Source organism: Nonomuraea sp. B19D2, assembly GCF_040137845.1.
Classification (GTDB): Bacteria; Actinomycetota; Actinomycetes; order Streptosporangiales; family Streptosporangiaceae; genus Nonomuraea.
The window spans coordinates 410,895-424,275 of record NZ_JBEFAK010000001.1 but is presented as its reverse complement, the minus strand read 5'-3'; the positions used below and the strand labels follow the sequence as shown (position 1 = coordinate 424,275).

The following is a 13,381-nucleotide window of genomic DNA, read 5'->3' as shown; positions in this document are numbered from 1 at the left end:
GGCTACGACGCTGTGATGCGGTCGATGATCAGGGGAAGCAGCTCCTCGCCCGTCTCCCCCACCGCGTACGCGCCCTCCAGCGCCTCCAGAGCCCGCGAGAACCGCTCCGTCTCGTCCGCGTGCAGCGTCATCAACGGCTGCCCCGCACGCACCAGGTCTCCGGGCTTGGCGTGCAGCGTTATCCCGGCCCCGAACGACACGGGGTCCTCCTTGCGCGCCCGCCCGGCCCCGAGCCGCCACGCCGCCAGGCCTACCGCGTACGCGTCCAGCCGGGTCAGTATGCCGGACGAGGGCACCTCCACCGTCAGCGTCTCCGCGGAACGGGGCAGCAGCCCGTCGGGATCCCCGCCCTGCGCGCGGATCATGCGGCGCCAGGCGTCCATGGCCGACCCGTCCGCCAGAGCCTTGGCGGGATCCTTGCCGGACACCCCCGCGGCCTCCAGCATCTCGTGCGCCAGCCGTACGGTGAGCTCCACCACGTCGGCGGGCCCACCGCCCGCGAGCACCTCGACGGACTCCGCGACCTCCAGCGCGTTCCCCACGGCCCGTCCCAGCGGCCGGTCCATCGCCGTCAGCAGCGCCACCGTGCGCACCCCGGCGTCCGTCCCCAGGGCGACCATGGTCTCGGCCAGCTCGCGAGCCGCCGAAGGGGTCTTCATGAACGCCCCGGAGCCCACCTTCACATCGAGGACGAGCGAGCCCGTCCCCTCGGCGATCTTCTTGGACATGATCGACGAGGCGATCAGCGGGATCGACTCGACGGTGCCGGTGACGTCGCGCAGGGCGTACAGCTTCTTGTCGGCCGGGGCCAGCCCCGAGCCCGCCGCGCACACGACCGCGCCCGCCGAACGCAGGACGTTCAGCATCTCGCCGTTGGAGAGCGAGGCACGCCAGCCGGGGATCGACTCGAGCTTGTCGAGCGTGCCGCCGGTGTGCCCGAGGCCGCGGCCCGAGAGCTGCGGCACGTACGCCCCGCAGGCCGCCACCAGCGGGGCCAGCGGCAGCGTGATCTTGTCGCCGACGCCGCCCGTCGAGTGCTTGTCGGCGGTCGGCCGATCGAGCGCGGACCAGTCCATGCGCTCGCCGGAGCGGATCATGGCCTGCGTCCAGTCGGCGATCTCGCGGCGGTTCATGCCGTTCAGCAGGATCGCCATGGCCAGCGCGGACATCTGCTCGTCGGCCACGCCGCCGCGGGTGTAGGCGTCGATCACCCAGTCGATCTCGGCCGTGGTCAGCTCCACGCCGTCACGCTTGGCGCGGATGACCTCGATGGCGTCCATCAGGCGCTCCGGCTGAGGTCCTGCGGGCCGAACGCGTACGGCAGGATCTCCGTCATCCGCTTCGGCCCGTCCACGGTCTCGACCAGCAGGTCGTCGCCGCCGAACTCGTAGAGGAGCTGGCGGCAGCGCCCGCACGGCATCAGCAGCTCGCCGTGGCCGTCCACGCAGGTGAAGGCCACCAGCCGGCCGCCGCCCGACGACTGGAGAGCCGACACCAGGCCGCACTCCGCACACAGGCCCACGCCGTAGGAGGCGTTCTCGACGTTGCAGCCGGTGACGACCCTCCCGTCGTCCACCAGCGCCGCCGCTCCCACGGGGAACTTCGAGTAGGGCGCGTACGCGTTACGCATGGCCTGCGAGGCCGCGTCCCGCAGGCCGTCCCAGTCGATGGTGGTCAATGTTGCTCCCCCCGGCGATAGCGCACGCCGTCGGCCTTGGGCATCCGCAGCCGCTGCGAAGCCACCAGGAGCACGAGCAGCGTGAGCACGTGTGGTGTGATGAAGACGAATTCGTTCGGCAGCTGGTCCACGGTCAGCCAGAGCCAGAAGAGCACGACCATGCCCGCGGCGGCGACCGCCATCAGCGTGTACTCCTTGGCGCCCCTGGCCGCCAGATCGGCGGGCCGGCCGGGCGCGAGCCGCCGGCGGACCATGACGCCCAGGTAGACGAGCAGCAGCACGGCGCCGAACAGGAAGAACGAGGTGATCGACCCGGTGCTGCGCAGCTGCAGGCCGTCGGCGTAGCCGAACAGCGAGGCGCCGATCGCGAGCCCGCCGGGACGCCAGTTGCCGAAGATCATGGCGGCCAGGCCGATGAAGCCGCGCCCCGCCGTCTGGCCCTCGACGTACTTGGTGGAGACGAAGACCAGGAACACGCCACCGAGCCCGGCGAACGCGCCGGAGATCACGACCGCGATGTACTTGATCAGATAGACGTTCACGCCCAGCGACTCGGCCGCCCAGGGGTTCTCGCCCGCCGAACGCAGCCGCAGGCCGAACGCCGTGCGCCAGAGCACGTAGAACGTCAGGGGCAGCAGCAGGACCGCCAGGATGACCAGCACGTTCACATTGTGCGTGAGCCCGCGCAGGATGCCCGCGAGGTCGGAGAGCAGGAACCAGTGCGTGCCTTCCAGCTTGCCGAGCAGGTCCGGCCCGTCGGACAGCAACGGCAGGCTGACCGACGGCGCGGGCGAGGTGATCGCGGGCGAGCTGGTGATGCCCGCACCGGCGTCGGCCGCGGGGGTGCCCTCCTTGAACAGGACCTCGGACAGGAAGCGGGTGACGCCGGGGCCGAGCAGGTTGATCGCGACGCCGCTGATGATGTGGTCGACGCCGAAGGTCACGGTCGCGACGGCGTGGATGAGCCCGCCGAGCGCGCCGCCGAGCAGTCCCGCCAGCAGCGCGGCCACGGCACCCCACTGGTAACCGGCCCAGCCGGCGAACCAGGTGCCGAGCACCATCATGCCTTCGAGGCCGATGTTGACCACACCGGCCCGCTCGGCCCACAGGCCGCCGAGACCGGCCAGGCCGATCGGCACCGCCAGCAGCAGCGCGGCGGCGAACGTGCCGGACGAGGTGATGTCGTCCTGCCCGGACACGACGCGGACCAGCGACATCAGCAGGATGAGCGCGGCGACGCCGACGAGCGCCACGTGGTACTTGCCAAGCCTGGTCATGCTGCCACCTCAACCGGAGTGTTCCTGCCGAGCTGCTGGGCGGCCCGCCGTTCTTCGAGTCTGAGCGCCAGCCGGTTCGTCACCTCGTTCGCCACGACGACCAGCAGGACGATCACGCCCTGGATGATCGTGATGACGGACGGCGGGATGTCCGCGAACTGCAGCGCGCCCTGCGCCCGGTCGAGGAAGGCGAACAGCAGCGCGGCGATCGCGATGCCGACCGGCTTGTTCCTGCCGAGCAGCGCCACCGCGATGCCGAGGAAGCCCAGGCCCGCGGTGAAGTTGGAGTTGAACGCGCCCTTGTCGCCGAGGATCTCGGGCAGCCCGATGAGCCCGGCGATCGCGCCGGACAGCACCATCGCCGCGATGACCATCTTCTTGGGGTTCACGCCGGAGGCGAGCGCGGCCGGGCCGTTGAGGCCGCTGGCCTTGACGTTGAAGCCGAACCTGGTGCGCTCCAGCAGCACCCAGATCGCCACGCCGAGCACGATCGCCACGATCAGGAAGCCCCACAGGCCGCCGCCGCGGGTGGGCGGCAGCAGGCCGAGCCCCTCGAACAGGAAGTTCAGGTTGGGGAACATGCCGGAGTCGGGCAGCGCCGGCGTGGTCGTGGTGAGCTGGCCCTGGGCCCGCTGTCCCGCGAAGGGGCCGCGGACGAGGTAGGAGGCCAGGTTGATCGCGATGTAGTTCAGCATGATCGTGGCGATGACCTCGTTCACCCCTCTGGTCACCTTCATGACCGCGGGGATCAGCGCGTACAGGCCGCCGACGGCCGCCGCGACCACGATGATCACACCAATCTGGATCGGCGCGGGCGCCTGGAAGGTCGAGCCCACGTACGCCGCGACGATGGCCGCGAGCCGGTACTGGCCCTCGACGCCGATGTTGAAGAGGTTCATGCGGAAGCCGACGGCCACCGCCAGACCGGCGATGAACAGCGGCACCGCCCGGTTGACGAAGGCCGCGATGCCGTTGGAGACCGCCCGCGGGGTCGCGCCGAAGTCGAAGAAGGCGGCGAACGCGTCCAGCGGGCTGGCCCCAGCCGCGACGATCGCCACGCTGGAGATCCCGATCGCCAGGATGATGGCGATGACGGCGCCCGCCACGGTGAGCAGCGCCCGGTTGAGCCCGGCGGGCATCACGTCTCCTCAGTTCCGGCGATGGCGCCGGTCATGTAGCCGCCCAGCCGCTCGGGCGTGATGTCGGAAGGATCGAGAGAGGCCACAAGCCGGCCCCGGTAGATCACCCGCAGCGTGTCGGACAGGCCGATCAGCTCGTCGAGGTCGGCCGAGATGAGCAGCACGGCCAGGCCGGCCGCCCTGGCGTTGCGCAGGTGGTCCCAGATGGCGGCCTGCGCGCCGACGTCCACGCCGCGGGTGGGGTGGGCGGCGATGAGGAACTTGGGCTCGCCGCTCATCTCCCGGCCCACGATCAGCTTCTGCTGGTTGCCGCCCGACAGGGCCAGGGCCAGCGTGTCGACGCTGGGCGTGCGTACGTCGTAGTCCCTGACGATGCGCTCGGTGTCGGCCTTGGCGGCCCGGCGGTTGATCCAGATGCCGCTGCGGGCGGGCTTCCTGGTCTGGTGGCCGAGCACGCGGTTCTCCCACAGCGAGGCCTCCAGCAGCAGGCCCTGCCGGTGCCGGTCCTCCGGAATGTAGCCGATCCCGGACTCCCTGCGCCTGAGCGTGGACCAGGCGCTGATGTCCTGCCCGTCCAGCCCGATGCCGCCGTGCGCGGGCCTGATGCCCATGATCGCCTCGATCAGCTCGGACTGGCCGTTGCCCTCGACCCCGGCGATGCCGAGGATCTCGCCCTTGTGGATCTCGAACGACACGTCGTCGAGGAGCAGGCGTTTGCCCTCTTCGCGCAGCTTGCCGAGGTCGGCGCCCGGGTGGTGGCCGTCGGCCTCCACGGTGAGGTGCTCGACCTTGAGCGCCACGACGTCGGTCACCGTGGACTCGCGGGTCTCGGGCGTGGGCAGCTCGCTGCCGACCATCAGCTCGGCGAGCTGGCGCGCGGTGACCTCGCCGGGATCCACGCTCGCGACCGTGGTGCCGCGCCGGATCACGGTGATCGCGTCGGCGATGCCGAGCACCTCGTCGAGCTTGTGCGAGATGAAGATGACGGTCAGGCCGTCGGCCTTGAGCTCGCGCAGGTTCTGGAAGAGCTCCTCGACCTCCTGCGGCACCAGCACGGCCGTCGGCTCGTCGAGGATCAGGATGCGGGCGCCGCGGTAGAGGACCTTGAGGATCTCCACGCGCTGGCGGTCGCCGACGCCGAGGTCCTCCACGAGCTTGTCGGGGTCCACCCGCAGCCCGTGGTTCTCGGCCAGTTCGGTGATGCGTTTCCTGGCGGAGGCGGTGTCGAGCCTGCCGCCCTTCTTCGGCTCGGCGCCGAGGACGATGTTCTCCAGCACGGTGAGGTTGTCGGCCAGCATGAAGTGCTGGTGGACCATGCCGATGCCCACGTCGATGGCGTCGCTGGGCGTGCGGAAGCTCACTTCCTCACCGTTGACCCTGATGGTGCCCTCGTCCGGCTTCTGCATGCCGTACAGGATCTTCATCAGCGTGGACTTGCCCGCGCCGTTCTCCCCGACGATGGCGTGCACGGTGCCCTGCTGGACGGTGATGCGAATGTCGTGGTTCGCGATGACACCGGGGAAACGCTTGGTGATGCCCTCCAGCTCAACGGCGGGTTTCACCGTGGCCAGGGTGTCAGCACTCATTGCCTCTCCTAGCGGGGGGCGGGGGGATAGACAGAAGGCCCGAAGTCAGGACTCCGGGCCCTCAGCTGTCACTCCTACCCCGATTACGGCTTCGACGGAACCGTGATTTTGCCGTCGACGATGTCTTTCTTTGCCGCGTCGAGCTTGTCCTTGATGTCGTCGATCTCGCCGCCGGTGGTGGACAGGCCCACGCCATCGACCTTGAGGTCGTACGTGACGTTGCTGCCGCCCTTGGCGCCGCCCTGGAAGGCCTTGATGAACTCGAAGACACCGACGTCGACGCGCTTGAGCATCGAGGTCATGATGACCGGCTGCAGGTCGGCTTCCTTGACCGTCTGGCGCTGGTCGGAGTCGACGCCGATGGCCTTCTTCTTGGCCGCGGCCGCCGCCTGGAACACGCCCAGGCCCGAGTCGCCGGAGGCGTGGTAGACGATGTCGGCGCCGTCCTGGTACATCTTCTCGGCCGCGACCTTGCCGCTGGCCGGGTCCTTGAAGCCCTTGAAGTCGCCGTCGGGCGAGAGGTACTTGATGTCGACCTTGATGTCCGGCTTGACCGACTTCGCGCCCGCCACGAAGCCCGCCTGGAACTTCTTGATCAGGTCGTTCTCGACGCCGCCGACGAAGCCGACGTGGTCGGCCTTCGTCTTGCTCGCGGCGGCCACGCCTGCCAGGTAGGAGCCCTGCTCCTCGGCGAACAGCAGGCCGGTCACGTTGGGCCCGTTGGACGCGGAGTCGACGACCGCGAACTGGATGTCCGGGTATTCGGCCGCCGTCTTCTTGATGTCGTCGCCGTAGGCGAAGCCCACACCGATGATCGGGTTGTAGCCCGCGTCGGCGAGCTGACGCAGCAGGTCACCGCGGTTGGAGCCGTCGGCCGCCGGGCTCAGCTCCTTGATGTCCGCGCCGAGGTCCGTCTTGGCCTTCTCCAGACCGGCGTAGGCGGCGTCGTTGAACGACTTGTCACCGCGACCGCCGACGTCGAACGCCAGTCCCACCTTGAGCGCGCCCTTCGGCGCCTCACTGCTCGCGCCGGCGCTGGGCGCCTCGCTGGCCGTGGTACCCCCACCACTGCCGCCGCAGGCCGCCGCTGCCATGAGCATGACGCCGGCCACGGAGCCGATCGCCATCCTGTTGAATCGCTTGCCGAGCAAGGCGACTCCCTTCCATTTCCCCGTCGTCCTCGCCGCTGTCAGGCCCAAAGAACGTACGGCACCTGCACGGAAGATAGTTGCTTGACCAGGGCGGACCAAACTGGCACACGGGGTCGAAACCGCTCCGTTATCGACATCACTCGCGTCCGTGACCTGAAGAACGATTCGGACACACGTCGCGACGCGGAGAAAGATTTGCCCAACTTTGACCTCTTGTGTCGAGGCGGATCATGACGGAGATTCCGACAGACGGTGGAAGTCTTTATCTGGAGTCCCAAATGCATCCTTGGAAGGTCTTATCCGTGCCCATGGCCGCGCTGCTCGTCGCGGCCTTGAGCGGCACCACCCCCGCCACCGCCGGCACCCCGGCCATCAAGATCGAGAACAATGCCACCCAGCCGGTCTTCTCCAGGGCCGACGCCGTCAAGCAGACGGTGTTCGTCGAGGTCGAGGGGACCGACAGCGACGACGACGGCAGGCCCGACCGCGTGGCCGTGGACATCCTGCGGCCCAAGGAGACCGACCAGGGGCTGAAGGTCCCGGTCATCATGGAGGCCAGCCCGTACTTCGCCGGCGGCAACGACGTCGCCAACCACCCCGTGGACGTGGACGAGAACGGCAACCCGCTACCCGCCATGGTCGCGATGGCGAACAAGCTGGCCGCCGGGCCGTTCGACGGCTACTACGACAACTACTTCCTGCCCCGCGGGTACGCCGTCGCGCTGGTGGAGAACCTCGGCAGCGGCCGCGCCACCGGCTGTCCCACCTCCGGCGACCGCAACGAGACGGCCGGCCCGAAGGCCGCGATCGACTGGCTGAACGGCCGTGCCAAGGGCTTCGACGCCGACGGCAACCCGGTCGAGGCCACCTGGTCCACGGGCAAGGTCGGCATGATCGGCGTCTCGTACAACGGCACGCTGCCCAACGCGGTCGCCGCGACGGGCGTCGAGGGCCTGAAGACGATCGTCCCGATCGCCTCGATCTCCAGCTGGTACGACTACTACCGCGCCAACGGCGGCGTCCTCGCGCCCGGCGGATTCCAGGGCGAGGACCTGGACGTGCTCGCCAAGTACGTGCTCACCAGGGAGAACGGCCAGCAGGCCTGCGGCGCCCTGATCGACGGGATCACCGCGGCCCAGGACCGCGTCACCGGCGACTACAGCCCCTTCTGGGACGCCCGCAACTACCTGAACGACGTCGGCAAGGTCAAGGCCAGCGTCTTCCTCGTGCACGGGCTCAACGACTGGAACGTCAAGACCAAGCAGTTCGCGCAGTGGTGGTACGCCCTGGCCAAGCGGCATGTGCCAGGCAAGATCTGGCTGCACCAGGGCACCCACATGAGCCCCTTCAACTTCCGCGCGGCCGAGTGGCTGCGCCAGCTGCACGGCTGGTTCGACTACTGGCTGTACGGGATCGACTCGGGCATCATGCGCGAGCCTCAGGCCGACGTGGAGCTCGCGCCCGGCCAGTGGGGGCAGCACGCCTCCTGGCCGCTGCCCGGCTCGGCCACGGTGCCCCTCTGGCTGGGCTCGGGCTCGAAGCTGGGGCTGGTGCCGAGCCCGCGATCGGTCAAGGAGACGTTCACGGACCAGAAGGTCAGGACGGCCGAGCAGCTGGTGGAGGCCACCGGGACAGATCCGAACCGGCTGGCGTACCTGACCGGCGACCTGCCCGCCGACGTGCGGATCTCCGGCACGCCCACGGTGTCGGTGCGGGCCTCGCTGAGGGACGGCGCGTCACCGTACCTGACGGCGTTGCTGGTGGACTACGGCACGGACGTCCGCGCGAACGGCACCCTGCTCTCGACGGGCCAGACCTACTGCTACGGCCAGGGCGTCCCGGGTGACACGGGCTGCACGACGCTCAGGACGCTCGGCACGGCCACGACCCCGTACAAGATCGTCACGCGGGGGTGGCTCGACGTCCGCAACCGCCACCGCGCCGACCGGACCGAGGCCCTGCGCCCCGGCAAGGAGTACTCGTTCACCTGGGACTTCCAGCCGACGGACTACCTGTTCAAGAAGGGCCACCGGCTGGGCCTGGTGATCATCTCGACCGACTACGACTACACCCTGCGCTACCCGCCGGGCACCAGGATCACGCTCTCGCCGGGACAGTCGTCGCTGCGGCTGCCCGTGGCCTTCGGCCTCTGAGGTGACGATCGGTCGTCGCCGCCGCGCCTGCGGCGGCGACGGCCGTCATATGGCCCGGGTCTGCCGCTCGAGCTCCTCGGCCTTGAGAATGGGCGTCACGCATGCCCAGGCCGAGTCGAAGTGGCTGATCAGAGCGTCGATGATCTCTGCATTGTAGGTTCGGATTGTGCTGCTTGACGAACGTGGTGGTGCGTACTTGAACTCCTCTCCACCGTTAACAGTGGAGATTCTTCCCGTCACCCTCAAGTGCGGGGGTTCGCGCTTCACCGACCCGGGCAACCCCGAGTCTCCACGCGCTGTCACCGCCGTTCCGGCGGCCTAGCCGTACCGACAAGGACACGATCTCCCGAGGGGCTTGGCTATCGCCTTCCCGTTCGATCACTCGAACCATACCCACAGTAGCCGAGTGAGTGCAAGAAGTTACGGTCAGTCGCCGCAGCGTTTGCCGACGAAGTCGATGAGGCTGCCCGCCCCGGAGCCGAGGGGCGCGACCGAGGAATCAATTCCCAGAAAGCCCGGCATGTCTCCCAGCGCCGCGACTATCTCCTCCCAGGCGGCCCGCATCCTCGCGAACCATTCTTCCTGCGACTCGCAGCCGGCGGCCAGGTCCGTCGGCTGCAGGCCGACGGAGAAACCCGGGCGCTCATAAGCCGCGGAGGGGAAGAACGGACTGGACGGCACGTTGCTGAAGACGTAGGAGAAATAGAACGTCTTCGGCGCCGCCTCCCGGACGAACCTCATGAGCAGCGCGACATGGTCCAGCGTCGGCTCCTCATCGGTCAGGTCCAGGTGGCAGCACATGCGCTCGCTCGCGTAAAAGGCGTCGAGCTGCCGATGAATCCGTCCACGGACAATCTGCCGACGCTCGGATAGATGTCCATCCCGTCGGTGAACCGGGCCAGCTCCGCCATGGCGACCGGAGCGACGATTCTCCTGGTCTGAATGGTGTAGCCGGCGTCGGACAAAGCGCCTTTCGACCGTTTGCTGCTCGCGCAATACGTCGTCGTGCGGATTACGAAACAGTCACAACTGTGCACCCTCCCACAGCGAGGTAAAGGTGGTGGTGGCCAAGGTACGCACGCCGACGCCGATCGCCCGCTCGTCGATGTCGAAGAGCGGATGATGAATGTCGACCGCGGGCGCGTCCGGGCCCCGCGTGCCGAGCCGGGCGAGCGCCCCTGGGATGGACTCCACGTACCAGGAGAAGTCCTCACCGCCGAGACTCTGCGGGGTGGGAACCACGGCCGTGCCGCCGAGCACCCGCGTCGTCGCGTTGCTGAGCATCTCGATGCTGGAGGCCTCGTTGACGGTCGGCGGCGTGCCGCGGCGGTAGTCGAGGTCGACCTCGACGCCGTACGGCGCGGCCACCGACTCCACCAGCGCCTTGATCAGGTCCGGCGCCTGGTGCCACGCCGCCTCGTCCAGCGAGCGAACGCTGCCCTGCACGAAGCCTTCGTCGGGGATCGTGTTGAAGGCCGACCCGGCGGTGATCTGCCCCCACACCAGGCTCAGGCTGGAGCGCGGATCCACCCGGCGGGAGAGCGCGGCGGGCAGCTCGGTCACGAGCTTGCTCAGCGCGTAGACGACGTCGACGGTCAGATGCGGCCGGGCCGTGTGCCCGCCGGGCCCGGTCACCTTGATCTTGATGTGGTCGCAGGAGCCGGTGATGGGGCCCACCCGAAGCCCGAGCTGCCCGACGTCGATGCGCGGATCGCAGTGCAGGGCGAAGATCCGGTCGACGCCGGATATCCCGCCGTCCTTCATGACCTCGAGCGCGCCGCCGGCGACCTCCTCGGCCGGCTGGAAGATCAGCCGCACCCGCCCTGGCAGCGCCCCCTGGCGCGCCTGCTCGGCCAGGAACAGGCCGACCCCCAGGACGATCGCCGTGTGAGCGTCGTGGCCGCACGCGTGGCAGACACCGCGGTTCCTGGAACGATAGGGAACGGTCTTCTCGTCCTCCATCGGCAGGGCGTCGATGTCGGCACGCAGCGCCACGGTCGGACCGCCCTCGCCGCCGATGTCGGCCCACAAACCGGTGCCACGCGTCAGGAGATGCGGAGACAGGCCCGCGCCCGCGAGCCGCTCGGCGATCCGCTCGGTCGTGCGCTGCTCGTTGAAGGCGACCTCAGGATGCATGTGCAGGTCACGACGGAAGGCGATGAGCTCAGGCTCCATCTTCTGGAGAAAGGCATCGAGCTGCCCGACGAGATCGCGTCCTGCCGGGCCCTCCGGAGTCGACTCTTCCTCAACGACTCTCGACAACATGTCCAATGCCTTTCATCCTCACACATCTGACTCAGTGTCACCGTCCCGGCCGCCCCATGAGACGTGCACGCTCCGCCTACTGTTACGAATGCGCACTCAGGCCCGGGTCACGGGTGCAACTGCATGTGAGCTAAGCGTCGGGCACACGCCGAGGCCGGTAGGCCACCTGGCGCTCCGATAGTGCCTTGACTCTATCTCGCCGCTAGCCCTGCAGGGAGTTTTCTACCCTAAAGATAGCCGACAGCATGACCGTAACCACCGGTCGTCACGTTACGTGAACGTCAACGCGACCCGGAAATAGTCACAACGGATCAGTAGATCATGACCCGATGCTGTCAGTTCAAACGTGGTCAGCGATTCCGAATCCTGTCACCTTCCGTCATGGTCATGCCACTTCGGCGCTGGCTGCATTTGAGAAGAATGCGTGTTTCACTCGCAATATGATCCCTAATATCCCGTTCGGGGAGAAGTATGCTGGGTTGAGCATCTTCGAGCCGAGCGAGGGGACCATGGTGGTCGTACCCTCGCTCTCCCTCCCGCAGGATGAGCTTCGCCGGATCACGGGAGCCAGATCGTACGAGGAACGCCTGCTGTTCCTGCTGCTCACGCTCCGCGAACCCGGGGTCAAGGTGATCTACCTCTCCTCTGCCCCCATCGATCCCGACATCATCGACTACTACTTCGCGTTCCTGCCCGATCCGGATGACGCCGCCAAGCGGCTCACGCTGATCAGCCTCGACGATCCCTGGTCCCAGCCGCTGACCAAGTCCCTGCTCGCCCGTCCCGACGCGCTGGAGCAGCTGCGCGCGGCCATCGAGGGCGACGCCTGGCTGGTGCCGTTCGTCCTCAGCGAGCTCGAGGAGGAGCTCGCCTCGTTACTCAATGTTCCGCTCTACGGCCCGGCCACCGCTCTGGCCTATTACGGCTCCAAGAGCGGGGCGCGCGAGGTCGGCCACGAGGCGGGCGTGCCCATGCCGCGGGGCTTCGGCGACGTGCGGAAAGTGCTCGAACTCGAGGAGGCGATGGAGGCCCTGCCGGGCGAGCGGGTGATCGTCAAGCTGAACGACGGCTACTCCGGGCTCGGCAACGTGATCGTCACCAAGGCCGACCGGTCGCAGACCAGCTTCTCGGCGGCCGGCGAGACCTGGGACAGCTTCACCGCGAAGGTCAGAGATCGCGGGGCGGTGGTCGAGGAGTTCATCGAGCACCGGCCGCTGTACTACCCGAGCGCGCTGGCCCGCATCACGCCCAGCGGCGACGCCCGGGTGCTGGCCACGCACGACCAGGTGCTCGGCGGCCCGAACGGCCACGTCTACCAGGGCTGCACGTTCCCTGCCGCGCCCGAGTACCGCGCCGAGGTGGGCGCGTCGGCCGAGCGGATCGCGCGCGTCCTGGCGGAGCGGGGCGTGGTGGGGCTGTTCGGGATGGACTTCTTCGCGCTGAAGGCCGACGCCGGGTACGCGGCGCTGCTGTGCGAGATCAACCTGCGGATCGGCGGCACCACGCATCCACTCGGCGCGGCCGTGCTGACGACCGGGGCCTCGTACGACCCGGCCACCGGCCTCCTCATGTCCGGAAATCAGCCGAAGTACTACACCGCGACCGACAACTGCTCCTCCTCCTGCCTACGCGAGCGCACCCCGGGCGAGGTCATGCGTACGGCCGAGCGGCTCGGGGTCGGCTTCGACGCCGAGCGGCGCACCGGAAACGTCTTCCACCTGCTCGGGGCCATCCCCGAGCACGGCAAGCTGGGCTTCACCTCGATAGGCGACTCGCGCGAGGAGGCCGACGAACTGCACGCCCTCACCCGGCGTCTCCTGTGCGGCCCTTGACGGACCCGCCGGGCGCCTTCTTCGTGGCACCCTGGAGACCGCGCCAGCCGATGATCCCCAACACGACGGCGAGCACGATGTTCACCGCGATCAGGATGCCGTGCACCACGTAAAAGCTGGTCGGATGCCCGTCGGCCAAGTTAAACCCGAGGTTCACCCATTCGAAAATCATGAATACGCCCAGGATGATGAGGAATCCGGCGATCTTTCGGGACATCAGCGCCTCTCTTGTATCAAAGGTGGATCTTCGGGGGATGTGTCGCCACATGGGCATTCACACGAAGCTACGCTGAGACCGCC

General features: G+C 68.4%; 11 protein-coding genes. 2 read left to right on the top strand and 9 right to left on the bottom strand.

Annotated features, from left to right (window positions below; translation table 11 throughout):
• Window positions 1-2 precede the first annotated feature (2 nt).
• The 6 genes from ABN273_RS02150 to ABN273_RS02125 all read right to left on the bottom strand — a co-directional run bounded on the left by ABN273_RS02150 (window position 3) and on the right by ABN273_RS02125 (window position 6,831).
• On the bottom strand, window positions 3-1,280 hold the full coding sequence (locus ABN273_RS02150; RefSeq protein WP_349446871.1) for a thymidine phosphorylase: 1,278 nt from the start codon (window positions 1,278-1,280) through the stop codon (window positions 3-5).
• Entirely contained in the window at window positions 1,280-1,678 is a 399-nt protein-coding gene (locus tag ABN273_RS02145; RefSeq protein ID WP_349446870.1) for a cytidine deaminase, read from the bottom strand. Before ABN273_RS02145 ends, ABN273_RS02150 begins: the two co-directional genes overlap by 1 nt.
• The gene (locus ABN273_RS02140; protein ID WP_349446869.1) at window positions 1,675-2,955 is read right to left on the bottom strand and encodes an ABC transporter permease; all 1,281 of its coding nucleotides are present in this window, start codon (window positions 2,953-2,955) and stop codon (window positions 1,675-1,677) included. The genes ABN273_RS02145 and ABN273_RS02140 overlap by 4 nt, the downstream gene beginning before the upstream one ends.
• Window positions 2,952-4,094, bottom strand: a complete 1,143-nt coding sequence (locus ABN273_RS02135; protein WP_349446868.1) for an ABC transporter permease — start codon at window positions 4,092-4,094, stop codon at window positions 2,952-2,954. Before ABN273_RS02135 ends, ABN273_RS02140 begins: the two co-directional genes overlap by 4 nt.
• Window positions 4,094-5,680, bottom strand: a complete 1,587-nt coding sequence (locus ABN273_RS02130; RefSeq protein WP_349446867.1) for an ABC transporter ATP-binding protein — start codon at window positions 5,678-5,680, stop codon at window positions 4,094-4,096. The genes ABN273_RS02135 and ABN273_RS02130 overlap by 1 nt, the downstream gene beginning before the upstream one ends.
• A gap of 83 nt (window positions 5,681-5,763) precedes the next feature.
• The gene (locus tag ABN273_RS02125) at window positions 5,764-6,831 is read right to left on the bottom strand and encodes a BMP family lipoprotein (RefSeq protein ID WP_349446866.1); all 1,068 of its coding nucleotides are present in this window, start codon (window positions 6,829-6,831) and stop codon (window positions 5,764-5,766) included.
• 308 nt (window positions 6,832-7,139) lie between these two features.
• On the opposite strand from ABN273_RS02125, the gene ABN273_RS02120 reads away from it, so the two are divergent.
• Window positions 7,140-8,984: a Xaa-Pro dipeptidyl-peptidase gene (locus ABN273_RS02120; RefSeq protein ID WP_349447174.1), complete on the top strand. Its 1,845-nt coding sequence runs from the start codon at window positions 7,140-7,142 to the stop codon at window positions 8,982-8,984.
• Window positions 8,985-9,410: 426 nt separating this feature from the next.
• On the opposite strand, the gene ABN273_RS02115 is transcribed toward ABN273_RS02120, so the two are convergent.
• The gene (locus ABN273_RS02115; protein WP_349446865.1) at window positions 9,411-9,785 is read right to left on the bottom strand and encodes a hypothetical protein; all 375 of its coding nucleotides are present in this window, start codon (window positions 9,783-9,785) and stop codon (window positions 9,411-9,413) included.
• 222 nt (window positions 9,786-10,007) lie between these two features.
• Complete coding sequence (locus tag ABN273_RS02110) at window positions 10,008-11,159, bottom strand: amidohydrolase (RefSeq protein WP_349446864.1); 1,152 nt, start codon at window positions 11,157-11,159, stop codon at window positions 10,008-10,010.
• 569 nt (window positions 11,160-11,728) lie between these two features.
• Between ABN273_RS02110 and ABN273_RS02105 the strand changes: the two genes are divergently transcribed.
• A complete protein-coding gene (locus tag ABN273_RS02105; RefSeq protein WP_349446863.1) occupies window positions 11,729-13,081 on the top strand; it encodes a peptide ligase PGM1-related protein in 1,353 nt (450 codons plus the stop codon).
• Here the strand turns inward: ABN273_RS02105 and ABN273_RS02100 are convergent.
• Window positions 13,053-13,298, bottom strand: a complete 246-nt coding sequence (locus tag ABN273_RS02100; RefSeq protein WP_349446862.1) for an SCO4848 family membrane protein — start codon at window positions 13,296-13,298, stop codon at window positions 13,053-13,055. The genes ABN273_RS02105 and ABN273_RS02100 overlap by 29 nt on opposite strands.
• Window positions 13,299-13,381 lie beyond the last annotated feature (83 nt).